Source organism: Microbacterium sp. P5_E9 (assembly GCF_054049175.1).
Genome location: NZ_JBFUMV010000013.1, coordinates 1 through 20661, shown reverse-complemented (window position 1 = coordinate 20661; position 20661 = coordinate 1). Strand labels below are relative to the sequence as shown.

The window sequence follows — 20661 nt, the reverse complement described above, 5'->3', positions numbered from 1 at the left end:
CCGCCATGGTCATCGACGACACGAAGGAGCACTACCGATGCCGGTTCAGACATCCGTCCAGCTGTTCACCGTCAACGCGGCGCTGGAAGCCGACCTCGACGGCACTCTCGCCGCCATCGCCGCGCGCGGGTTCACCGCGGTGGAGCCGTACGACTTCGTGCGGCGCGCCGAACCGCTGGCTGCCTCCCTCGCCGCACACGGGCTTGCCGCGCCCACCGGGCACGCCTTCCTCGCCTCGGAGTCGTTCGTCCTGCCGGACGGCAGCGGCACCACCGTCCCCGTTCCCTCGCCCGAGGAGGTCTTCGCCGCGGCGAAGACGCTCGGCATGACCACCGTGATCGACCCGTACACGGCGCCTGACCGCTGGACCAGCGTCGAGCAGATCGAGCACACCGCCGGGCTCCTCAACGCCGCGGCCGAGATCGGCGTCGCGCACGGCATCCGCGTCGGCTACCACAACCACGCGCACGAGCTCGAAGCCCGGTTCGATGGCGTGTCCGGCCTCGAGCTGCTCGCGAGCCTGCTCGATCCCCGTGTGGTGCTCGAGGTCGACCTCTACTGGGTCGCCCGCGCCGGCGTCGACTCCCCCACCCTGCTGCGCACGCTGGGCGATCGCGTGATCGCCGTCCACGTGAAGGACGGCACGCTCGACCCCGAAGCCGTCGCGGCCTACCCGCCGGCCGATCAGGTGCCGGCCGGCCAGGGCGTGGTTCCCCTCGCCGAGGCGCTGGATGCGGCATCCGCTCTCGAATTCGCCATCGTCGAGTTCGACCACTACAACGGCGACATCTTCGAGGCCGTCGAAGCCAGCCGGATCTTCCTCGACGAGCGGGCGGCCCGCTGATGGCGGCCCAGCCGGTCGGCGTCGGCATCATCGGCGCCGGCAACATCAGCGACCAGTACCTGAAGAACCTGACGACCTTCCCCGACCTGCGCGTGCTCGCGATCGGCGATCTGCTCGAGGACCGCGCCCGCGAGCAGGCCGCCAAATACGGCGTGCCGACCGCCGGCGGCATCGACGTCGTGCTCGGGCATCCCGACATCGAGATCGTCATCAACCTGACGATCCCAGCGGCGCACGTCGCGGTGTCGGAGTCGATCATCGCGGCCGGCAAGCACGTGTGGAGCGAGAAGCCGATCGGCGTCGACCGCGAATCCTCACTCGGACTGCTGGAGAAGGCGGATGCCGCAGGCCTGCGTGTCGGCGTCGCTCCGGACACCGTGCTCGGCCCCGGCGTGCAGACCGCGAAGCGCGCGATCGCCCGCGGCGACATCGGGCGACCGCTGTTCGCCCAGACGACGCTGCAGTGGCAGGGCCCGGAGATCTTCCACCCGAACCCGTCCTTCCTCTACGCGCGCGGCGGTGGACCGCTGCTAGACATGGGCCCGTACTACGTCTCCACGCTGATCCACGTCTTCGGGCCGGTCGCCGCGGTGGCAGCCCTCGGACTGAAGGGCACCGAAACCCGCAAGGTGCAGGTCGGCCCGCAGGCCGGCAAGGAGTTCCCGGTCGAGATCCCGTCGACCGTGTCGGTGCTCCTGCAGTTCGAGGGGGGTGGTCAGGCGCAGAGCCTGTACAGCACCGACTCGCCGCTGTTCCGCCAGGGGATCGTCGAGATCACCGGCACGGAGGGCACGCTCGTCATCCCCGACCCGAACACGTTCGGCGGCGACCTCCTCATCACGCGGCCGCTGACCCGGGTCATCATCCCGCCCGAGCCGCTCGTGCAGGACACCGAAGACGTGCCGCAGGAGGGCATCCTGGTCGGTCGCGGTCTCGGCGTGCTCGATATGGCCCGGTCGATCCGCGCGAACCGTCCGCACGTCGCGACCGGACGCTTCGGCTACCACGTGCTCGACACGCTCCTCTCGATCGAGGAGTCCGCGCAGGCGCGCCAGTTCGCTCCCGTCGCGAGCACGGTCGATGAGGTCGGGTCGCTGGACGCCGACTTCGATCCCTTCGCCGCAACTCTCTGAGGCACCGGCGGTCGATGGCTCAGCGCCGGGGCGTCCACCCCGGCGGCAGCGGGCCATCGACCGCCGCCCGCTCCCGGTCGGCTTCCGCGGACCAGCCCTGCGCGGCATCCGTCGTATCGAAGCCGCCGCGCGCGACCCGGAAGCCGACGTCCTCGTGGTGCATGCGCGGCGCTCCGCCGCGGCGGGTCGACGCCCGGACGCTCCAGGCGTCGTCGGCGAAGCCTCCGCCGCGGAACACGCGGTACGCGTCGTAGCGCGCGGGGTCCAGCAGATCCCAGCACCACTCCCACACGTTGCCGAGCGTGTCGAACAGGCCGTTCAGGTTCGGGAGCCGGCCGCCGACGTTCTKCGGGGCGGTGACGCCGTCCGCGCTCGTCCAGGCGACTTCGGCGAGCGGGCCGTAGTGCGGCGTCGTAGACCCGGCCCGGCACGCGTACTCCCACTCCGCCTCGGTGGGCAGCCGGTAGCCATCGGAGTCGACGTGCCAGGTGACGTCCTCGCCCTCGAACGAGTACGCGGAATCCAGGCCCTCCCATTCCGAGGCCGCGTTGCAGAAGCGGATGGCCCGCAGCCAGCTCACCTCAGTCGCGGGGCGGCGTGGATGTGACGCCGTCTCGCCGAGAAGTTCGGCGAGCTGCTCCTGCGTGACCGGGTAGACGCCGAGCTCGAAGGACTCGAGCCGGACGCTCCAGCGCGCCTTGCGGCGGGCGTCGTGCAGCGTGACGGTGCCGGCCGGGATCCGCGCCATCTCGATGTCCGCCACCGAGGCAGTATGGCATGCCCGGCGTGGGCCCTCAGCGCGCGAGCGGCTTCGTCCCGGTGACGAGCACGGCGTGTCCCAGGACCTTGCCAGTGTTCATCGGCCACCGGAGCGCGAGCAGCTCGGACAGCGCCCGTGCAGACGTGATCTCGCCGCCGGCCATGCGGATCGCTGCGAGCACCGCCTCGCGCCCGGGGTAGAAGCTCGGGTCGTCGAACAGGTCGACGAAGGCGAATCGGCCACCGGGCGCGACCACGCGGATGGCTTCGGCGACACTCGTGGTCTTGTCCGGCGCATCGCGCACCTCGTGAAAGGTGAGGCTGCTCACGACGCGGGCGAAGGATGCCTCGGCGAAGGGCAGCTGCGACGCCGTGCCGTGGACGAACTCGATGCCCGGCACGCCCTCGAGCCGGGCGTTGCGCTCCGCGAGCTCCTGTGAGAAGTCGCCCCACTCCGCCGGCCAGAAGTCGAGTCCGACGCACTCGTCGGGCGACGCCTTGGCGAGCGTGATGACGAGCTCACCACTGCCGCAGCCGATGTCGAGGAGCCTTCCGTTCTCGCCGACCCCGTCGATGATCAGCCGGTGGATCTTCGCCTGAAGGTCGTCGCCCGCAGGACTCAGGCGGTGCGACGACATCGTGATGACCAGCGCGATGTACGCGAACGGCACCGCCAGCAAGGCGAGCGCGAGCGCGGGCAGCCACAAGAGCGCCGCTGCGACCGCGCTGAGGAGCACCGCGCCGGCCAGCAGCCAGAAGAGCCGGATGCGGGATGCCTTGATCCAGGTCGGGTAGATCGGGCGCTCGCTCACGGGCTCAGGCTAGCCGCGGCATCCGGCGAATCCCACGTCATGCCGGCGGCTGAACCGGGATCTTCTGCACGCCCACGACGATGGCGACGCCGGCCGTCACCGCGGCGAGCGCGGCCAGGCCGGCGGGAAGGGCGAACGCTGTGGCCACGGCTCCGACGAGCAGCGGGCCGGCGCTGTCACCGAGCTCACGGCCGACCTCGGCGGAACCGAGCGTGCGCCCCATCCGCTCGACCGGCGTCGAATCGGCGAGGCTCGCGAACGCGAACGGCGTGGTCACCCCGATTCCGACGCCGATGAGGACCGCGGCACCGTACAGCCCGGCAATGCCGAGCGGCGACGCCGCCAGCAGCACTCCCCCGGCGATCACGACCAAGCCCACGACCATGCCGGTGCGGTCCATGTCGGCATGACGGTCGCGATACGTGCCGACCAAGGGCTGGACCAGGGTCGACGACAGCGCGAGCACGGACGCGATCGCGATGCTCACGAACACGGAGGAGCCCCGCTGCACCGCCAGTGCGGGGAGGAACCCGATCGCGACTCCGAGTGCGGCGCTCGACGTCGCCATCGCCACGGTCGGCACGAGGAAGGCGCGTTCGGTGGTCTGACGCACCAGATCGATCACCGTGTACCGGGGGCGCGGCAGCGGCGCGAGCGTGGGCAGCGCGACCAGCACCCATACCGCGGTGATGGCCGCTGCCGCCGCGAGGACTCCGAAGAGCAGGGGAAGGCCGCCCAGGGCGATGAGGCCCGCGCCGAGCAGGGGGCCGATCGTGTAGCCGAGTCCCTTCCAGGACCCGTAACGGCCGAAGTAGCTCCCGGTCCTGCCGGGGCCGGCGAGCCGTGCGACCGCTGCGGACGATGCCGGCGAGAAGGCGGCTGCCGCCGCACCTTGCCCGACGCGGGCGAGGGCGAGCATGATCGGGTTCGCCGCCCCGAGGCCGATCAGCGACAGCAGGGCGAAGGCGACCAGTCCCCCGACGATCACGGGCTTCGCCCCGATGCGGTCGGACAGAGATCCGAACACGGGTTTGAGGATCACCTCGGCGAGGTCGTAGAGCGCAAGGAGGAGACCGATGCGGAACAGGCTCAGACCGATGTCCCCGCCGGTGGCGCCCAGCCCCGCCGCGACGCTGTGCGCGCCGAACGCGGTCACGAAGCCGGCCGCGTACAGCGGACTCAGCCGGACCGCTGCGGGCATCGCATCGGTGTGCTTGTCGGAACTGGCCACGCACGCCACACTAACGATCGTCTCGAGGTGAACCTGCCGGGGCGCTCCATCGTGTGTATGGGTGAGAGCCTCGTCTCGAAGGGCTGCCGAGCGGAAACGGGTGAGTGATGGCCGAAGACAACCAGCGCGTTCTGTGGATCATGCGATTTCTCAGCGCCGCCGTCCTTCTCGCGACGGGCCTGATCCATCTGTATCTCGTCTTCAACGGCACCGGCGGCGTGCTGGGGGTGGCGTTCGTGCTCAACGGGGTCGCGGGCGTCGTGCTCGCGGTGGGGATGCTGCTCCTCCGCGGCCGGCTGCTGCAACTCACCACGGTGCTGAGCCTGCTGTTCCTGATAGCGACCCTGGTGGCGCTCATCCTCGCCCTCACCGTCAGCCTGTTCGGCATCACCGAGTCGTGGGATCGCCCGCTCGTTCCGCAGGCCGTGATCGTCGAAGCGATCGGGATCGTGGTGCTCGGCATCACCACCGCCATGATGCTCCGCACGCCGAGCGTTGCCCCCGCTGCCCCCTGACCACCGCGAGGTGGCTGCTGCTACCAGTGTCGGAGGTATGTTCTACTCTGAAGTCATGATCGATCCGGAGCTTCCCCCCGACCCGCAGGAGTTTGCGGATGCGTGGCCGGGCGACGTCGATGGAGCACCCGCCCCGGATGCGCTGGACGGGGTGCTCGAGATCGCGACGATGGAGGCGGTGTTCGCCGCGCAGAAGTTGCGGCGGGTCGACGTGATGCGCCGGGAACTCCTGGCCGTGGCCGAGCGTGCCGGGTTGGGCGTCGGTGAGGTGATCGAGCGGGGGATCCGCCTGGAGTTGGCGACGGCGCTGCGGGTGACGGAGTACGCGGCCGGGCGGATGATCACGCTCGCGGCCGCGTTCGTGCACCGGTACCCGGCCGTCCTGGAGTCATTGGCGGGCGGGCGGATCACGCTCAAGCACGCCGAGATCCTGGCCGACGCCGTGGATGAACTGATGCCCGAGCTCCGCGACGCCGTAGCAGCGAGGGCGCTGGTGCTGGCCGAGGCGGAGCCGGTCGGCACGTTCCGGCGGGGCCTGCATGCCCTGATCGAGAAGGCGCAGGCGCCGACCATCGAGGAACGCTGGGCCGCCGCGGTGAAGAACCGGCGGGTCGTGCTCGAACCCGGGAAGGACGGGGCAGGGCTGCTGCTGATTTACGCCCCGATCGTGGAACTGCACGCCATCTACGGACGAGCGACCGCCATCGCGAAGACCATCGTCGGGCGCGACGCCCGCGACGGTGACGGCGACACGAGAGCCCTCGACCAAGTCCGCACCGACGTGATCTGCGACCTGCTGATCGACGGGTTCACCGACGCGATGCCCACCGAATCCCGCGGCATCCGCGCCACGGCGGTCGTCACCGCCCCGGTGCTGGCCCTGCTCAGCGACGAAGCCGCGCTGAACTCGGATCTGCCGGTCGTCGAAGGGATCGGGCCGATCCCGGTCTCCGTCGCCCGGGAACTGTGCGGCGGGGATGCCTCGTGGATGCGGGTCCTCACCCACCCGGAGACCGGGATGGTGCTCTCCGTCGGCCGGGACCAGTACCGACCTCCCGCGGCACTGCGGAGACTGATCAAATGGCGCGCCGACCGGTGCATGGCACCCGGATGCGGGATGCCCGCATCCCGATGTCAGATCGACCATCAGGTGCCATGGGAGCACGGCGGCGAGACGTCCCTGCAGAACCACGCCCCGCTCTGCCAAGGGCACCACACCGTCCGCCACCACGGCAACTGGGAGATCCGCCAGATCCCCGGCAGCGGCGGCGCCATCGAATGGACCTCCCCGACCGGACGCATCTACGTCGTCCAACCCGAACGGAAAGTCCCCGTCTTCACCATCGACCCCACCGCCGGCGCCGAACCCCTCCCACCCTTCTGACGCCGGGCGGCACTCGGCCTCGATCAGGCGGGTGACGGGTCGAAGCGGAGCAGCACTGCCCCGTGGGTCGCGAGGGCGAGATCGAGCGCGATGCTTCCCGGCGCGACGCCTCGAGCCGCGTCGCTCTGCTCGCTGACCCGCCGAGCCGGCACGGTCTGCCCGCTCCAGAGCTCGGTGACCACGCCGGGCAGCTGCCCGTCGCCGGATGTCGGGAACCCGAGATTCTGCGCGTCGAGCGTGACCTCGAGCGGAGAGTCGCCGAGGTTGAAGGCCGCAGTCCATTGCCGGCCGTCCGGACCCTCCGCACCCCAGAGCACCAGCGCGCCTTCGCGGAACAGCTCCCGGCTCGCTGTCGCCGTCGCGTGCAGGTCGAGCACGTCTGCATTGGTGAAGAGGGCGATGACCGCGGCATCCGTACTCGGCAGATCGCCCCCGATCATCAGGGGGGACCGCGCGATGGTCCAGAGCGTCATGAGGCTGACGCGTTCCGCCGGGGTCAAGCCGTCGTCGCGCGGGTCGCCGCGTTCAGCGCGCAGGCCGAGACGGCCGAGTGGCAGCATGTCGCCGTCCGGCCAGCCGGCAGGCCCGGCGAAGGGCGCCCACCGCGCGAACCGGGCGAAATTGGCCTCGACGTCGGCCCAGTTGTCCCAGAGGTCGTCGCAGATCCGCCACATCGTGGCGTGCGCGCGGAGGTGGTCCAGCCGCGCGAGGGACAGATCGCGACCGGGCGAGAGACTGAGGGCGATGTCCCGGCCGGTCGCCGCGATCGCCCGATCGTACGACTCGATGTCGCGTGCCTGGTACGGCCACAGCATGTCGTCCGACTTGATGAAGTCGACGCCCCACTCGGCGTAGAGCGCGAGCGTCGAGTCGTAGTACGCCTGCACGGCCGGGTGATCGTGATCCAGTCCGAACATGTCCGGGTTCCATTCGCAGACGTTCGTGCGATCGGCGATCTCGGCGGCCGTCGCCGTGGTGCCGAGCACCGGAAGCGCCCGCTCCACCGCACGCCGCGGAATCCCCCGCATCGTGTGGATCCCGAACTTCAGTCCGAGCTCATGGACGCGCTCCGCGAGCGGCCCGAACCCGCGGCCGTCGCGAGAGCTCGGAAACCGGATCGGATCGGGGACGAGGCGTCCATAGACGTCCAGCTCCAGCGGAGCGTCAGCGTTGTAGCCGTGCGTCCGAGCAGACGGATCCGACCAGTCGATGTCGACGACGACGGTGTCCCAGCCGAACTCGCGCAGGTGCGTCGCCATGAACTCGGCGTTCGCGAGCACTTCGGCCTCGGTGACGGTCGTGCCGAAGCAGTCCCAGCTGTTCCAGCCCATCGGCGGCCGGCGAACCGGGGTCTTGGCCATGCGTCGTCTCCTCGTCGAGTTGTGCGGACCTTCCGAGTATGGCGGCGACATCCGGCCCCACGTCGCGGACCGCCCGCCGTGTGCCGAACTGCGGCGAGGCGCTGCTCTCAGCCGGCGAGTGCCTCGACCACCCGCTGGGCGGTGGCGACGCTCGACTGCGGGTTCTGTCCGCTGATGAGCGATCCATCCACGACCACTGTGCTGCTCCAGGCCGCGCCAGCGGCGATCACGGCGCCGAGCTCGCGCAGCCGGGACTCGACGAGGTAGGGCGAGCCTGCTCCCAGACCGCCGGCGTTCTCCTCCTCGTCGGTGAACACGGTCAGCTCGCGACCGGCGAACGCGAAGGACCCGTCGGGACGGATCGCGCTCAGCAGACCGGCCGGGCCGTGGCACAAGACCCCCACGATCGCGTCACGGTCGACGGCGTCGATGAGCAGTCGGCCGAGGTCGGCGTCGAACGCGAGATCGGCCATCGGGCCGTGTCCCCCGGGCAGGACGATCGCGTCGTAGGTCCCCGCCGAGATGTCGCCGAGAACCAGCGGCTCGGCGAGGACGCCGGCGATGGAATCCAGGTAGCCCGCGAATTCCCGGCCGGATTCGGTGGCGATGTCGAGGCTCCCGGGGTCGACGGTGGCACCCCGCCCGTTCGGCGTCGCCACATCGAGAGTGTGGCCGGCAGCCGTGATCGACCGGTGCAGCTCGACGAGCTCCTCGGCCCAGAACCCGGTGGGGTGCGCGCTGCCATCGGCGAGCGTCAGCGTGTCAGCTCCGGTGACGACCATCAGTACTCGTGACATGTGCTTCTCCTTCGTAGGGGGATCCGGCTCGACGAACCGTCTCGAGAGTAAACGCGCCGATATCGACTGAATTCCGTATGATCCTAGGGAGTCATAGATTTATTGATGGAGAAGCGGATGCCGGACCTCGACCTGCTCGGAACGTTCCTCGAGATCTACCGTCTGGGTTCGATCACGAGCGCGGCCGCCAGCCTCGGAGTGAGTCAGCCCTCGGTGAGTGAACGGCTCGCCCGTCTGGAGACGCAGCTCGGAACTGCCCTCTTCGAGCGCTCCTCGCGCGGCGTCACGCCCACCGCCACCGCCGATCGACTGGCCGCGCGCATCGCCGACCCCATCGATCGCCTCCGCCAGGCGACGGCCGATCCGGACGCGCCGATGACGGGCACCGTGCGGATCGGCGGCGCCAGCGATGTGATCGCGAGCAGGGTCATCCCGGCTCTCGCCCCCCTCACGCTCGGCGGGATCTCCTTCGAATTCACGCTCGGACTCGCGCAGCCGCTGATCGACTCACTGGCGCACGGCCGGCTGGACCTGGTGATCGCCTCGATCCGCCCGGCACATCCGGAGGTTCGCTACCGCGGGCTCGTCGACGAGGAGTTCGTGCTGGTCGGCGCGCCCGCTCTCGCGGCGGGCATCGACCAGGAGCGGCTGCGCAGCGATCCTGCCGAAGCGCTCCGCCGGATGCCGCTGGTCGCCTACGACAGCGAGCTCTCCATCGTGCGCCGCTACTGGCGCAGCCAGTTCGACAGCCGGCCCGCGAACGCAGTCAGCATCGTCGTGCCCGACCTGCGCGGCATCCTCGCGGCCGTCGTCGCCGGAGCAGGCATCTCGGCACTCCCGCGCTATCTGGCCGACCCCGCCCTTGCCGCGGGACAGCTCGAGATCCTGCATCGACCGATCGAGTCCACGATCAACACGCTCCACCTCGCCGTGCCGGCGCGGGTTCCGCCGACGCCCGCGACGAACGCGGTCCTCGCCCGACTGCTCGAGAAGGCCCGGGAGTGGGACTCGCTCTAGCTGCGGGTACAGGAGGAGCGGATGCCGCGGCAAGAGGGAGACAGCGCGACGGCCGCCTGGCACGATGAGGGGCGGATCGACCGTTCGAGAGAGAGCCAAGGAATGGAATATCGCCAACTCGGAAGTTCGGGGCTCAGGGTCCCGGTGCTGTCGTTCGGCACCGCGACGTTCGGCGGCGGTGAGGGCACCGGATCCTGGGGCAGCACGCAGGGCGACGAGGCACGGCGGATGGTCGACCTCGCCCTGGACGCGGGGATCGACTTCTTCGATACCGCCGACATCTACTCGGGCGGGCGCGCGGAGGAGATCCTCGGTCGAGCCGTGGCCGGCCGGCGCGACAAGGTGCTGATCGGCACGAAGGCGAACGGACGCACCGGACCGGGCGCCAACGATGTCGGGAGTTCGCGCTCCCACCTCACCCGCGCTCTGGAAGCGAGCCTTCGGCGCCTCGACACCGACTACGTCGACGTCTACTGGCTCCATGGCTTCGACGGCCTGACCCCGGTCGAGGAGGTGCTGAGCACGCTCGACGAGTTCGTGCGGAGCGGGAAGGTCCGCTGCATCGGATGCTCCAACTTCTCCGGCTGGCAGCTGATGAAGTCGCTTTCGGTGTCGGAGCGCAACGGATGGGTGCGCCATGTCGCTCATCAGGCGTTCTACTCGCTCGCGTCCCGCGAATTCGAGTGGGAGCTGATGCCGCTGGCGGTCGACCAAGGAATCGGAACCGTGGTGTGGAGTCCGCTGTCGCAAGGACGACTCACCGGAAAGCTCCGGCGGAACACGCCCGTCCCCGCAGACAGTCGACTCGCCGTGCCCGGCGAGACCGAGGCATCCGGAGATCGCGAGACGCTGTTCCGCACCATCGACGTGCTCGATGAACTCGTCACCGAGACCGGCAAGACGATCCCGCAGCTCGCGCTCAACTGGGTGCTGAGCCGCCCGACGGTGTCCTCGATCATCTTCGGAGCCCGCAACGAAGCTCAGTTCATCGAGAATCTCGGCGCGGTGGGCTGGTCGCTGGACGCCGACCAGATCGCCCGGCTCGACGCGGCGAGCGCGACGACGCCGATCTACCCCTACTGGCACCAGGTCGTGAACAACTCAGAGCGCCTGCCGTTCCCGACCTCGGTGACGGTGCCGGACTGACGCGTCAGGCGTTCTCGAGCTCGGCGATCACGATCTTCTTCTGGCCCATCATCACCTGGATCTGCTCCGGCCGGCGAGTCAGCTCACGCATGTTCGCGGGGATGATCTGCCAGCTGACCCCGAACTGGTCTTTGCACCAGCCGCACTGCTCCGACTCGGGCACATGCGAAAGCTTCGACCAGTAGCGGTCGAGCTCCTCCTGGCCGTCGCAGGCCACGACGAACGAGATCGCCTCGTTGAAGGTGAAGAGCGGCCCGCCGTCGAGGCACACGAAATCCATGCCGTTGAGGGTGAACTGTCCGTTCAGGACCTTGCCGGACATGCCGCCGAAGTGCTCGTCGAGCGATGCGTCGGGGTACTCCTCGATGGAGTTGATGCGTGAGTCCGGAAACACGTCGACGTAGTACTCCATCGCCTCGCGTGCCCGATCGGCGAACCACAGGCACGGCTGGATGGGCGAGAGTCTCGCCATGGGAACCTCCTTGTTCGACAGGTGACTTCGCCGTCCACGCTACGCGGATGCGGCGACAGCGGCGAGGGCCAAGGCGGCGGGTCAGGTCGTCAGGACGACCTTCCCGGTGTTCCTTCGCTCCTCGATGTAGGTGTGCGCCTCCCCCGCGCTCTCGAGCGGAAAGCTCTTGTCGACGTGCGGCCGCACCCAGCCTTCGGTCACGCCCTCGAGCACCACGCGCATCCAGTCCGCGATCATGTCGGTCTCGTGCCACATGTGACCGAGGTTCACGCCGAAGACCGATCTGTTGCCGTTCATCAGCGCCACCGGATGGAAGATCGGCATGCTGAGGGCCACCTTCCCCAGCCGGAGCGGCCCGGGCAGCTTCGATGCGGTCGCCGCGGAGACGCCGAACATCCCGAGCCGCCCCGTCGAGCGCAGGGCCCGATAGCTCTTCTTCCAGTGCGAGCCGCCGAAGGCGTCCATGATGAGCGATACGCCTCGCCCCGCGGTCAGCCGATCGACTTCGACCGACCAGTCCGTGGTGCGGTAGTCGATGGCCTCGTGCACGCCGCGCTCGATGAGGAACGGATGCTTGGCGGCGCTGGCGGTGCCGTAGATCGTCGCGCCGACGTGGCGCGCGACGTCGATCGCGGCGAGCCCGACCCCGCCGCCGGCATTGTGGATCAATACGGTCTGGCCGGACTGCAGTGAACCCATGACCACGAGGAGCTGCCACGCGGTGAGATAGCTCACCGGTATGGCAGCCGCTTCGACGTGCGAAAGCCCGGCGGGCTTATCGAAGACCTGCCCCGCCGGCACCGAGACGACCTCCGCGTAGCCGCCGAAGCGGGTCAGCGCGACGACCTCTCTGCCGATCAGAGCCTGGTCGACCCCGCTGCCCACCTGGTCCACCACCCCCGACACTTCATAGCCGACCACGGCCCGGAGCTTCGGGGCATCGGGATAGAGGCCCTTGCGCGTCAAGATGTCGGCGAAGTTGATGCCGCTCGCTCTGACGCGAATCCGCACCTCCCCCGGCTTCGGCGCGGGGTCGGCGGCTTCGCGCACCTGGAGTTTCTCCGGGCCCCCATGACCGACGATGACGACCTGCTTCATGGTGGATCCTCCCCGCCGCTCGCGCGTCAGTCAGAGCGTGGCACGCTGGGCGTTCGACAGCTTCGTGCCATAGTGCTCCCGAGTCGCCGTCTTCCGTTCGAGATCCTCGATGACGGCGGTCGTGAAGTCCACGTCGTAGAGCGCCTGACACGACCCGAGACCGCCGGGTGAGAACACGTTGACCTCCATGAGCTTGTCGCCCACGATGTCCAGCCCGACGAGGAACATGCCGTCGGAGAGCAGCTTAKGGCGCACCGCCTCGACGAGCTGGAGCATCTCGTCGGTCACCTTGACGGCCTCGGCGCTGCCGCCTGCCGACATGTTCGAGCGCACATCGGTCTCACCCGGGCGCCTGCGGAAGGCGGCGTACACGCCGTCGACCTCGAGCGGACGCCCGTTCATGACGAACATCCGCACATCCCCGTCGGTGGCGGCGGGCAGGTACTCCTGCGCCACGACATAGCCGTCGCGAGCGATCGCCTCCACGATCTGGGTGATGTTGGGTTCTTCCTTCATGTTGACCAGGAACACGCCGGAGCCACCGGAGCCCTGCAGGGGCTTGAGCACCGCACGGCCGCCGAGGTCGACGATGAACTCGCGGATCCGCTCCTCGTCGCGCGAGATCATCGTGCGCGGTCGCACCACCTCGGGGAAGTGCTGGAAGTACGCCTTCGACAGGGCGTATGCCAGAAAGCTCGGGTCGTTCACCACGAGCACTCCTGTGTCGGCGAGCAGGTGTCCGAACGCCAAACCGGCCGTGTTCGCCCAGGCGCTCTCCGCGGCGTCGACCGCCGGGTCGGCGCGGAGCATGAGCACATCGAAGTCGTCGAGGGCGACCTGCTCACGGGCACCCGCCCGCACATCTTCGAGGTACCGCTTCAGCGAGCGGTAGGACTTGCCGGGGGTCGCGGCCGCCGCGGTCGCCGACAGCGAATCGTCCGGCTCGTAGCCGAAGTCCCGCAATCCGATCAGGCACGCCTCGTGCCCGAGGCGAGTGGCCGTCATCGCGAGCCGGGTCGTCGTGTACGTCGACTTCTCGGTGGCGATGTCGTTGACAACGAATCCGATCTTCATGGCAGTTCCTCCAGGACGGGCTGTGGATGATTGACCAGCGAAACGAGGTCCTCCGCGTGCGCGGCATCCCGCAGTCTCACTGCGGTCGCGGGATCGGAGAGGTACCGGGGCATGACCCGCGCCGGGGCGAGGAGCCCACGACCCGCGAGGTCCTCCACCAGCGGCAGATCCTCCAGCGAGAACTTGCCGAGAAAGAGGAGATCGAGCACGCCGCCTGCGGCCAGGTGCCCGAGCAGCGCGAGCACCCCGCGCAGGTAGATGGCGTCTTTGGTGAAGCCGCCGGCTCGGTACACCCGCATCGTGACGCCGTAGGCGCTCCCCGCCGGCAGGCCCCGGTCGGTGAGCAGACGGTGCGTCTCGACGAAGCTCGCACCTCCGACCAGCGAGTGCACGGCGACCACCCGCGCCGCGAGCTGGCGCAGCCGTGCGGCGGTGAGCCCCCCGCAGGCGATCTCCGCCAGCACCGCCAGGCCCTCCTGCGTCTCGTCGTAGTGCGCGAGACCGGAACCCATCATGCGGATCGGCTGCGCGAGACCGTTCACCTGGGTCACCAGGTGGGTGCCGATCTCGTGCTGGAGCAGCGCGTTGACCCGGGGCCCCGCGACCGAGGCGTTGCGCGAGATGAGGAGCGTGCTGCCGTCCACCAGCACGCCCGAGACGTCGTCGCGGATCTCCGCATGGATGCCGAGATCTGGATCGAGCGAACGGTAATGATCGATCTCCACCTTCGCCGCGGCCAGGAACCCCTTCGCATCCACGGAGTCATATTCCAATCGCCCGCTCGGCAGCCGGTCGAGAAGGTCTTCCGCGCGCGTCACGAGGGCAGGAAGCAGCGCCCCGTACTGGGCGATCGACAGCTGGAGGAAGTCCGGCGTATTGCGGGCGCGCAGCATCTCGATCCGAAGCGTCATCTCGCGCTGCCGATTTCGCAGCAGCGCGGCGAGGGTGGCGTCCGAGACGCCGTCGAGCGGCAGCGCCGCGACCTCGACGTCCAGCACATCGGGGTCCACATCGAGCTCGCGGTATTCGAACACCGGGTCCGCCTCGGGGTGCGCGAGGAACCCCGCGCGGACGTCGTCCGCGTTCACCGGCGTCATCTCGAGGAGGAATCGCACGCTTCCCACGAGCGACGCCATCGCGTGGTCCGCGGCGAGGTCGGCGGCCGAGAACGCGCCCACCTCGATGGCGCTGGTTTCGGGCCCGACTGCGTCGCCGCCCGTCACCGCAGTCCCAGCTCCCGCAGGGATTCCTCGACGGGCGGGATGGTGCCCGCGAGGGCGCGCGCGAGCTCCTCAATGCGGGCGCGATCGTCCGTGCCGGTCCACTCATCCATGAAGGTCTTCTTGAATTCGAGGGCGAGCACGATGCCGCGGTCCGGGTAGCGGCTGTGGGTCCAGGCCGCGAGCTGCCGTCCGCGGAAGCGGACGTTTTCGCGGACGTCGAGCCGACCAGTTGACGTATCCACGCCGGCGAGTGACGAGATGAAGGTGTCCACCACGGGTCCGAACCGCTCGCGGTCCAGCGAGCCCGTGCCGACGTTGACCTCCGGGTTCTCCTCGCCCGGGGCCGCGGCGGCATCTGCGCCGTCGCGCCGGTGGTTGTAGGAGTGGACGTCGAACACCACGAACGGTCCGCGTGCGGCGACCGGGTCGAGCCGCCTGCCGAGCTCGGCGTAGAAGGCGTCGTAGACCTCGAGGGAACCGCCGACGATGGCCTCATCGAGTGGAGGATCGCGGAGGATGTCGAGCCCCCATGCCTCTTCCGCGTTGCGGTAGACGGCCTCATCGCGCGTGCGGTTCAGGTCCAGCTCGAACCGGGACCGATGCACGATGACCCGCGCGGGGATGAGGGCGCCGATCTCGTCGGTGTGCGGATCCTCCTCCCGCAGCCGATCTGCTTCCGGCAGGGCGAGCTCGGCGGCGAAGTCCGGACGCACGTCATGCCCGTTGTGGATCGCGGTGGCGATGAACTGTCCGCTCCAGTCGCCGAGGAATTCGAACGGCGGGCGGTCCGTGGTGGTCATGGGCTCATTGTGTCCGGAGCGACACCCCCTCTCCAGGGGGTTGACGACTCACCGACCGCTCTGGGTCAGATCTCGAGCGGCGCGAGTCGGCGCTCACCGCGTAATCGCACACAATGTCTCGCCAATCTTACTGTTCGTGATATTAGCTAATTTTGCGTACTATCTGTTACCGTAGGCGATGAGGCACCCACCGGCGGTGCTGTGAAGGAGCTCGACATGGGCCATCTGGTGTACGGAAATCTGACCGAGGCGATCGAGATCCCCGACCGCATCCTGGCTCACCTGCGCGTGGTCGCCACCACCAAACTGCGTCGCGGCGAGTGCTTCATGCTTTCCTGGCACCACCCGGACGGTAACCCCGCCGGCGTCTCCACGATCTGGATGCAGCCCGCGATCCCCCTGCGATTCGTATTCGACGCGGAGCCGGACGGGGTCGACGGGCAGGTCCTGCAGAACCTCGCGAACGCGGCGAGCTCCAGCAAGGGGCTGCTGCTGGACCTCGACATGTTCGGCGAACTCGCCCGCCCGATCCGCGCGGTTCAGGCGGCCTGAGCGAAGCTCAGTCCCACCAGACGATCCAGGGACCGCCCGCCGCGCTGGGCGCGCGCAGTTCGTCGGGGGCGACCTGCGCATCGTCGATGCCCAGCTCCTGCACCCGCCGCCAAGCCTGCTCTCGGTCTCCCGGGCCGAGCAGCTCGAGCACAGGGTCGTCGTGGATGTGGACGCCATCCACCGTCACCCGCTCGTCTTCCCGGCTCGGCCCGACCGCGTGCCCATTGAGCCGTACGACCCCCGGATGAGCGACCGCAGCGCGCAGCGCCGCACGCAGCGTCGGACCCGGCCCGGCGCGCTCATCGAGCGCTTCGGCATCCAACCCGCCCAGCAGCACCGCCGCCGCCTCTGCGTCCAGGTCTTCGAACATGATCAACCCGTCGGTGAAGACGGTCCCATGCGGCACCACCACCTCCGGGACCCCGGCGTCCAGGGTGAACCCGACAGGCCCGAACGTGCCGCCCGTCCTGCCTGCCGCGCGTGCCGAAGCGGCCGCCGCTTGCCACGCCTCGCGGACGTCCTCGACCGTGCGCGGGATCGCCCGCTCATCGACCGGCTCCTCGATCCACTGCGGCCGGGGCGCCGGGAACGCCGGCTGGAGCGCCTCATGCAGGCGCCACATCGCCACCTCGGGCACTTGCGATGGATCGTCGCCCAGCGTCACCCAGACCCGGCCGCCCGGCAGCTGCTCGACGTGCGCATCGGGCAGGCCCTCGACGCCGCCGATCCGCTCGAGGTGCGAGGGCGACAGGAGCGTCCCCCACCCGTAGCCCCAGACATCGGGAACGGACCCGTATCCGCCGTCGGGGGGCATACTTCGACTCTCCAGCGGGCTCTGGCGGTGAGAGCCCTTCACCTGGTCCAGGATCGCGTACCCGGTGTCAGCGCCCATGATCTCGACGCTGCGCGCCACCCACGGGCCTACCGGCCCGGCGATCCACGGCATGTTCTCCCCCGAGCCGTACATCGCCCAGCGCTGCACCGAGACGCCCACGCACATCCGCCCCGCGTCGCGACCGAGCGCGGCCACGAAAACAGGGAACCAGACCGCGACCTCCGCCACCGTGTGGTTCGGATGCCACGGATAGTCGGCGAGGTCGGTGCACACTCCGGTCAGCAGGATCATCGCCGCGGTTCCAGACCTCGTGGAGATGAACTCCCAGTCGAGTCCAGGTCGGCTCATCTTCTCCATCGGGGCCCGCATGTCGTCCTCTCTGACCGAGACGAACGTCGACCACGTGACGTCGACACCGATCCATGCGTTGGCCAGATCCACCGCACCCCGAAGCACCTCGATAGCCGCCTCGCGATCCACCCTGCCAGGGGTGGACACCCCGGCGAAGAACATCGGCAGAACGTCTGACCCCGCCTGCCACGGCAGCCTCTCCTGGCTCACACGACCCTCCTCGTCGACAGTCCGATCATGCTCGACCCCTGGAATCGCCGCCTTCCGGCGGAGTAGCGTCCAGGGATCGACTCCATCATCGGGCATGGAAAAGCGGACGCAATGACAGATCGCAACGAACCCTCGGTCGACACCTACCTCGCGTCGCTCGGAGATGAGCAGGTGGCCTCGGACAGCCAGACGCTGATTGCGATGATGCATCGGATCAGCGGGCACGAGCCGACGCTCTGGAATGTCGGCACGATCGGGTTCGGCACCTACCACTACAAATACGACAGCGGCCGCGAAGGCGACGGTCACACGATCGGCTTCTACCCGCGAAAGGGCAAGCTGACCATCTACCTGATGGATGGCACGGCACGTCATTCGGCGCTCCTGGCCAAGCTGGGCAGGCACTCCACCACGGGGTACTGCCTCTACATCAGGCGACTGAGCGACGTCGATCTGCCTGTCCTCGAGCAGATCCTCCGGGCGTCACACAAATTCGTGGAGTCGAAGTCGCAAGCGGGGCCGATCCGTCAGATCCTCTGGAAGACCGAGGGGTAGCGGGCGAAGCACTGCGGGGCTGCCCGGTCGGGCAGCCCCGCAGTGAGGTCGTTCTGCGCTACGAATCGCGTCGAGTCGATCGACGGCCCGCGTCCTGTGCCCGGACACGTACGCGCCCCACTGCGACCATGGCGAGCCCGGCCGCCAGGAGAGCAGATCCCCAGTACGCGGGGACCGGATCGAATCCGGTCGGGGCCAGTTCGCCACCGCCCGGCGGTGTCACAGGCGGTGTCACCGGTGCGGTGAACGTCACATCGCCTTCCGCGATCAGGGTGTCCTGCGCCCACACCTCGACGTGGGTCGTGCCGAACGGAACCGGGATCGAGACCGCTTGCGTGCTGTCGTAGTCGACCTCCACCACCTCGCTCTGCTCCGTGCCGTCGGGCATGGTCGCGACGATCGTGAACGGCACCGTCGGTGTCGCCGAGATCGCCGAGGCATTGAGCGTCACGGTCGCCGACCCGCCGGTGGCGGTCGCTGCGCCGGCCGCCACAGAGGCGGTGGAGTTATCGGATGCCGGCACCTCGAAGTCGTAGGAGTACTCCGCAGTGTCGCCGTCACGGACGACGACCGCGTCGGCGTAACTGACCGAGTCCGGCTGCACACCCGACCCGAGGCCGACCTGGACCTGCCACCACCCGCCGGTCTCGTAGGCGGCCACGAACTCGCTCAGCGTGCAGCGTGCGGTGATGGTGCAGAAGCCGTCGGAGGTGTTCGACTGGAACACCTCCGAGTCGGGGCCGATGTCCCACGTCTGCCAGACGCCGGCTTCAATCGGCCCATTCTGAGCGGGCTGGAACGACAGCGTGGTGAATCCCTCGGGCCCCTGGAGCCCGCCGAGCTCCTGGTAGCCGACGATCCGCAGCGTCGGTTCGCGGCCCGTGGGGTTGTCGACATCCGGTACGAAAGTCGAGTAGGAGGCGCTGAGTCCGGTCCACGGGGTCGCCAGCGGATCGCCGCCGGGCTGGCCAGTCGGCACGGCGAACGCGAGCGCGAGATCATCGAACGTCGGCGCCGATAGTTCGAGGCTGCCCCGCCCGAGTGGGGGTGTTGCGGGCCCTTCGACGAGGGTCACTCCCGCCGCGTCMGTCGWGTCMGGGTGGACTGCCCACCCCACGCCCGTGGCTACCTCGRCGAGGGTGCTGAACGAGTCGACGACCACGGGCGGCGWGCCCGGCAGTGCRAAGAAAGTGACYGTGGCGAGAACCGTCGCGACCGCACCCGAACTCAATAGCATGGCGAACTCCTTCGTTACGCATTCCGCATACCGTATCCCGGAGTCGAGACGCTCGACAATGGCCCCCTGCAACCAGACCAGGACTCGAGCTCACCCGCGGACGGCGCACCTCATCAGGGATTTCTTCTCTTACCGCCCCGAACAGTCTGAGGGGCCGCGCGGTCGCCCGCGCAGCCCCTCAGACGTTCGGTGTTATGAATCCCGTCGATCAGTGCCACGTGCCCGGACACGTACGCGCCCCACTGCGACCATGGCGAGCCCGGCCGCGAGGAGAGCAGATCCCCAGTACGCGGGGACCGGATCGAATCCGGTCGGGGCCAGTTCGCCACCGCCCGGCGGTGTCACCGGCGGTGTCACGGGAGCGGTGAACGTCACATCGCCTTCCGCGATCAGGGTGTCCTGCGCCCAGACCTCGACGTGGGTCGTGCCGAACGGAACCGGGATCGAGACCGCTTGCGTGCTGTCGTAGTCGACCTCCACCACCTGGCTCTGCTCCGTGCCGTCGGGCAGGGTGACGACGATCGTGAACGGCACCGTCGGCGTCGCCGAGATCGCCGAGGCATTGAGCGTCACCGTCGCCGACCCGCCGGTGGCGGTCGCTGCGCCGGCCGCCACGGAGGCCGTGGAGTTGTCGGATGCCGGCAGCTCGAAGTCGTAGGCAAACTCCGCCTGCGCATCGTCAATCACGCCACGGACGACGACGGCGTCGGCATATCCGAGCGACTCTGCCGGTGCGCCTGCCCCGATGCCGACCTGGATCTCACCCCAGCGGCCGCCCGGGTAGTGAGCCCCGAACTCCTCCAGCGTGCAGGGATCGGCCTGAATGCAGAAGTTGTCGACGGGGGTGTTCGACTGGAACACCTCCGAACCGGGGCCAATGTCCCACGTCTGCCATACGCCAGCTTCGAACTCGTCAGCGGGAGGCTGGAATGAGAGCGTGGTGAACCCTTCCGTCCCGACGAACACCTGATAGCCGACGATCCGCAACGTGGGCGCACTGGAGTCGCCGCCTCCGTCGGGTACAAAGGTCGCGTAGGAGGCGGTGGTCCCGGCCCACGGCACCGGCGTCGGCACAATCCCGCCGCCAGCGCCCGTCGGCACGGCGAACGCGAGCGCACGATCAGTCGACGTCGGCGCATAGAGTTCCAGGCTGCCGCGACCGAGTGGCGGCGTTGCAGGTCCTTCGACGAACGTGACTCCCGCCGCGTCAGTCGAGTCCGGGTGGACTGCCCACCCCACGCCCGTGGCTACCTCG

The 20661-nt window shown here is 69.1% G+C and carries 21 protein-coding genes; 8 read left to right on the top strand and 13 right to left on the bottom strand.

Features of this window, described 5'->3' with window-relative positions:
• The first annotated feature begins 37 nt into the window (after positions 1-37).
• Complete coding sequence (locus ACXJ3V_RS14725) at positions 38-844, top strand: sugar phosphate isomerase/epimerase family protein (RefSeq protein WP_457101076.1); 807 nt, start codon at positions 38-40, stop codon at positions 842-844.
• Complete coding sequence (locus tag ACXJ3V_RS14720; protein WP_457101075.1) at positions 844-1977, top strand: Gfo/Idh/MocA family protein; 1134 nt, start codon at positions 844-846, stop codon at positions 1975-1977. Before ACXJ3V_RS14725 ends, ACXJ3V_RS14720 begins: the two co-directional genes overlap by 1 nt.
• A 19-nt stretch (positions 1978-1996) precedes the next feature.
• Here the strand turns inward: ACXJ3V_RS14720 and ACXJ3V_RS14715 are convergent, their stop codons facing one another.
• Genes ACXJ3V_RS14715 through ACXJ3V_RS14705 form a run of 3 tightly spaced genes read right to left on the bottom strand, consistent with a single transcriptional unit; the run spans position 1997 to position 4749 of the window.
• Positions 1997-2740: a formylglycine-generating enzyme family protein gene (locus ACXJ3V_RS14715; protein ID WP_457101074.1), complete on the bottom strand. Its 744-nt coding sequence runs from the start codon at positions 2738-2740 to the stop codon at positions 1997-1999.
• Between the two features lie 31 nt (positions 2741-2771).
• Entirely contained in the window at positions 2772-3548 is a 777-nt protein-coding gene (locus ACXJ3V_RS14710; RefSeq protein ID WP_457101073.1) for a class I SAM-dependent methyltransferase, read from the bottom strand.
• A gap of 37 nt (positions 3549-3585) precedes the next feature.
• The gene (locus ACXJ3V_RS14705; protein ID WP_457101148.1) at positions 3586-4749 is read right to left on the bottom strand and encodes an MFS transporter; all 1164 of its coding nucleotides are present in this window, start codon (positions 4747-4749) and stop codon (positions 3586-3588) included.
• A gap of 137 nt (positions 4750-4886) precedes the next feature.
• Here ACXJ3V_RS14705 and ACXJ3V_RS14700 point away from each other — a divergent pair, with 137 nt between their 5' ends.
• Both ACXJ3V_RS14700 and ACXJ3V_RS14695 read left to right on the top strand, forming a co-directional pair.
• On the top strand, positions 4887-5294 hold the full coding sequence (locus ACXJ3V_RS14700; protein WP_457101072.1) for a hypothetical protein: 408 nt from the start codon (positions 4887-4889) through the stop codon (positions 5292-5294).
• A gap of 55 nt (positions 5295-5349) precedes the next feature.
• Positions 5350-6678: a DUF222 domain-containing protein gene (locus ACXJ3V_RS14695; RefSeq protein ID WP_457101071.1), complete on the top strand. Its 1329-nt coding sequence runs from the start codon at positions 5350-5352 to the stop codon at positions 6676-6678.
• 23 nt (positions 6679-6701) lie between these two features.
• On the opposite strand, the gene ACXJ3V_RS14690 is transcribed toward ACXJ3V_RS14695, so the two are convergent.
• Both ACXJ3V_RS14690 and ACXJ3V_RS14685 read right to left on the bottom strand, forming a co-directional pair.
• The gene (locus ACXJ3V_RS14690; protein ID WP_457101070.1) at positions 6702-8039 is read right to left on the bottom strand and encodes an alpha-galactosidase; all 1338 of its coding nucleotides are present in this window, start codon (positions 8037-8039) and stop codon (positions 6702-6704) included.
• A 107-nt stretch (positions 8040-8146) separates the two neighbouring features.
• Positions 8147-8836: a type 1 glutamine amidotransferase domain-containing protein gene (locus ACXJ3V_RS14685; RefSeq protein ID WP_457101069.1), complete on the bottom strand. Its 690-nt coding sequence runs from the start codon at positions 8834-8836 to the stop codon at positions 8147-8149.
• Between the two features lie 117 nt (positions 8837-8953).
• Here ACXJ3V_RS14685 and ACXJ3V_RS14680 point away from each other — a divergent pair, with 117 nt between their 5' ends.
• Both ACXJ3V_RS14680 and ACXJ3V_RS14675 read left to right on the top strand, forming a co-directional pair.
• Entirely contained in the window at positions 8954-9853 is a 900-nt protein-coding gene (locus ACXJ3V_RS14680; RefSeq protein WP_457101068.1) for a LysR family transcriptional regulator, read from the top strand.
• A 102-nt stretch (positions 9854-9955) separates the two neighbouring features.
• A complete protein-coding gene (locus ACXJ3V_RS14675) occupies positions 9956-10999 on the top strand; it encodes an aldo/keto reductase (RefSeq protein ID WP_457101067.1) in 1044 nt (347 codons plus the stop codon).
• A gap of 4 nt (positions 11000-11003) precedes the next feature.
• Here the strand turns inward: ACXJ3V_RS14675 and ACXJ3V_RS14670 are convergent, their stop codons facing one another.
• The 5 genes from ACXJ3V_RS14670 to ACXJ3V_RS14650 all read right to left on the bottom strand — a co-directional run bounded on the left by ACXJ3V_RS14670 (position 11004) and on the right by ACXJ3V_RS14650 (position 15666).
• Positions 11004-11471, bottom strand: coding sequence for a VOC family protein (locus tag ACXJ3V_RS14670; RefSeq protein WP_457101066.1), 468 nt, complete (start codon positions 11469-11471; stop codon positions 11004-11006).
• A gap of 81 nt (positions 11472-11552) precedes the next feature.
• Entirely contained in the window at positions 11553-12569 is a 1017-nt protein-coding gene (locus ACXJ3V_RS14665; RefSeq protein WP_457101065.1) for a synaptic vesicle VAT-1 family membrane protein, read from the bottom strand.
• Between the two features lie 30 nt (positions 12570-12599).
• Positions 12600-13643, bottom strand: coding sequence for a glutathione synthetase (locus tag ACXJ3V_RS14660; RefSeq protein ID WP_457101064.1), 1044 nt, complete (start codon positions 13641-13643; stop codon positions 12600-12602).
• On the bottom strand, positions 13640-14866 hold the full coding sequence (locus tag ACXJ3V_RS14655) for a flavohemoglobin expression-modulating QEGLA motif protein (RefSeq protein ID WP_457101063.1): 1227 nt from the start codon (positions 14864-14866) through the stop codon (positions 13640-13642). The genes ACXJ3V_RS14660 and ACXJ3V_RS14655 overlap by 4 nt, the downstream gene beginning before the upstream one ends.
• A complete protein-coding gene (locus ACXJ3V_RS14650) occupies positions 14863-15666 on the bottom strand; it encodes an N-formylglutamate amidohydrolase (protein WP_457101062.1) in 804 nt (267 codons plus the stop codon). Before ACXJ3V_RS14650 ends, ACXJ3V_RS14655 begins: the two co-directional genes overlap by 4 nt.
• Before the next feature lie 216 nt (positions 15667-15882).
• Between ACXJ3V_RS14650 and ACXJ3V_RS14645 the strand changes: the two genes are divergently transcribed.
• Positions 15883-16218 (top strand): DUF7882 family protein, encoded by a 336-nt coding sequence (locus ACXJ3V_RS14645; RefSeq protein ID WP_457101061.1) that lies wholly within the window; start codon positions 15883-15885, stop codon positions 16216-16218.
• Between the two features lie 7 nt (positions 16219-16225).
• Here ACXJ3V_RS14645 and ACXJ3V_RS14640 read toward each other — a convergent pair whose 3' ends face one another.
• A complete protein-coding gene (locus tag ACXJ3V_RS14640; RefSeq protein WP_457101060.1) occupies positions 16226-17614 on the bottom strand; it encodes a hypothetical protein in 1389 nt (462 codons plus the stop codon).
• 111 nt (positions 17615-17725) lie between these two features.
• Between ACXJ3V_RS14640 and ACXJ3V_RS14635 the strand changes: the two genes are divergently transcribed.
• The gene (locus ACXJ3V_RS14635) at positions 17726-18169 is read left to right on the top strand and encodes a DUF1801 domain-containing protein (protein WP_457101059.1); all 444 of its coding nucleotides are present in this window, start codon (positions 17726-17728) and stop codon (positions 18167-18169) included.
• Positions 18170-18227: 58 nt separating this feature from the next.
• Here the strand turns inward: ACXJ3V_RS14635 and ACXJ3V_RS14630 are convergent, their stop codons facing one another.
• Together ACXJ3V_RS14630 and ACXJ3V_RS14625 are read right to left on the bottom strand one after the other, a co-directional pair.
• Positions 18228-19244, bottom strand: coding sequence for a hypothetical protein (locus ACXJ3V_RS14630; protein WP_457101058.1), 1017 nt, complete (start codon positions 19242-19244; stop codon positions 18228-18230).
• Between the two features lie 354 nt (positions 19245-19598).
• On the bottom strand, positions 19599-20661 hold a 1063-nt coding region (locus tag ACXJ3V_RS14625; RefSeq protein WP_457101057.1), incomplete at its 5' end, for a hypothetical protein.

Coding starts and splice junctions, on each gene's coding strand:
- ACXJ3V_RS14670 (WP_457101066.1), bottom strand. CDS start 11,471: ATGGCGAGACTCTCGCCCATCCAGCCGTGCCTGTGGTTCGCCGATCGG.
- ACXJ3V_RS14675 (WP_457101067.1), top strand. CDS start 9,956: ATGGAATATCGCCAACTCGGAAGTTCGGGGCTCAGGGTCCCGGTGCTG.
- ACXJ3V_RS14635 (WP_457101059.1), top strand. CDS start 17,726: ATGACAGATCGCAACGAACCCTCGGTCGACACCTACCTCGCGTCGCTC.
- ACXJ3V_RS14665 (WP_457101065.1), bottom strand. CDS start 12,569: ATGAAGCAGGTCGTCATCGTCGGTCATGGGGGCCCGGAGAAACTCCAG.
- ACXJ3V_RS14720 (WP_457101075.1), top strand. CDS start 844: ATGGCGGCCCAGCCGGTCGGCGTCGGCATCATCGGCGCCGGCAACATC.
- ACXJ3V_RS14650 (WP_457101062.1), bottom strand. CDS start 15,666: ATGACCACCACGGACCGCCCGCCGTTCGAATTCCTCGGCGACTGGAGC.
- ACXJ3V_RS14725 (WP_457101076.1), top strand. CDS start 38: ATGCCGGTTCAGACATCCGTCCAGCTGTTCACCGTCAACGCGGCGCTG.
- ACXJ3V_RS14690 (WP_457101070.1), bottom strand. CDS start 8,039: ATGGCCAAGACCCCGGTTCGCCGGCCGCCGATGGGCTGGAACAGCTGG.
- ACXJ3V_RS14680 (WP_457101068.1), top strand. CDS start 8,954: ATGCCGGACCTCGACCTGCTCGGAACGTTCCTCGAGATCTACCGTCTG.
- ACXJ3V_RS14685 (WP_457101069.1), bottom strand. CDS start 8,836: ATGTCACGAGTACTGATGGTCGTCACCGGAGCTGACACGCTGACGCTC.
- ACXJ3V_RS14705 (WP_457101148.1), bottom strand. CDS start 4,749: ATGCCCGCAGCGGTCCGGCTGAGTCCGCTGTACGCGGCCGGCTTCGTG.
- ACXJ3V_RS14700 (WP_457101072.1), top strand. CDS start 4,887: ATGGCCGAAGACAACCAGCGCGTTCTGTGGATCATGCGATTTCTCAGC.
- ACXJ3V_RS14695 (WP_457101071.1), top strand. CDS start 5,350: ATGATCGATCCGGAGCTTCCCCCCGACCCGCAGGAGTTTGCGGATGCG.
- ACXJ3V_RS14645 (WP_457101061.1), top strand. CDS start 15,883: ATGGGCCATCTGGTGTACGGAAATCTGACCGAGGCGATCGAGATCCCC.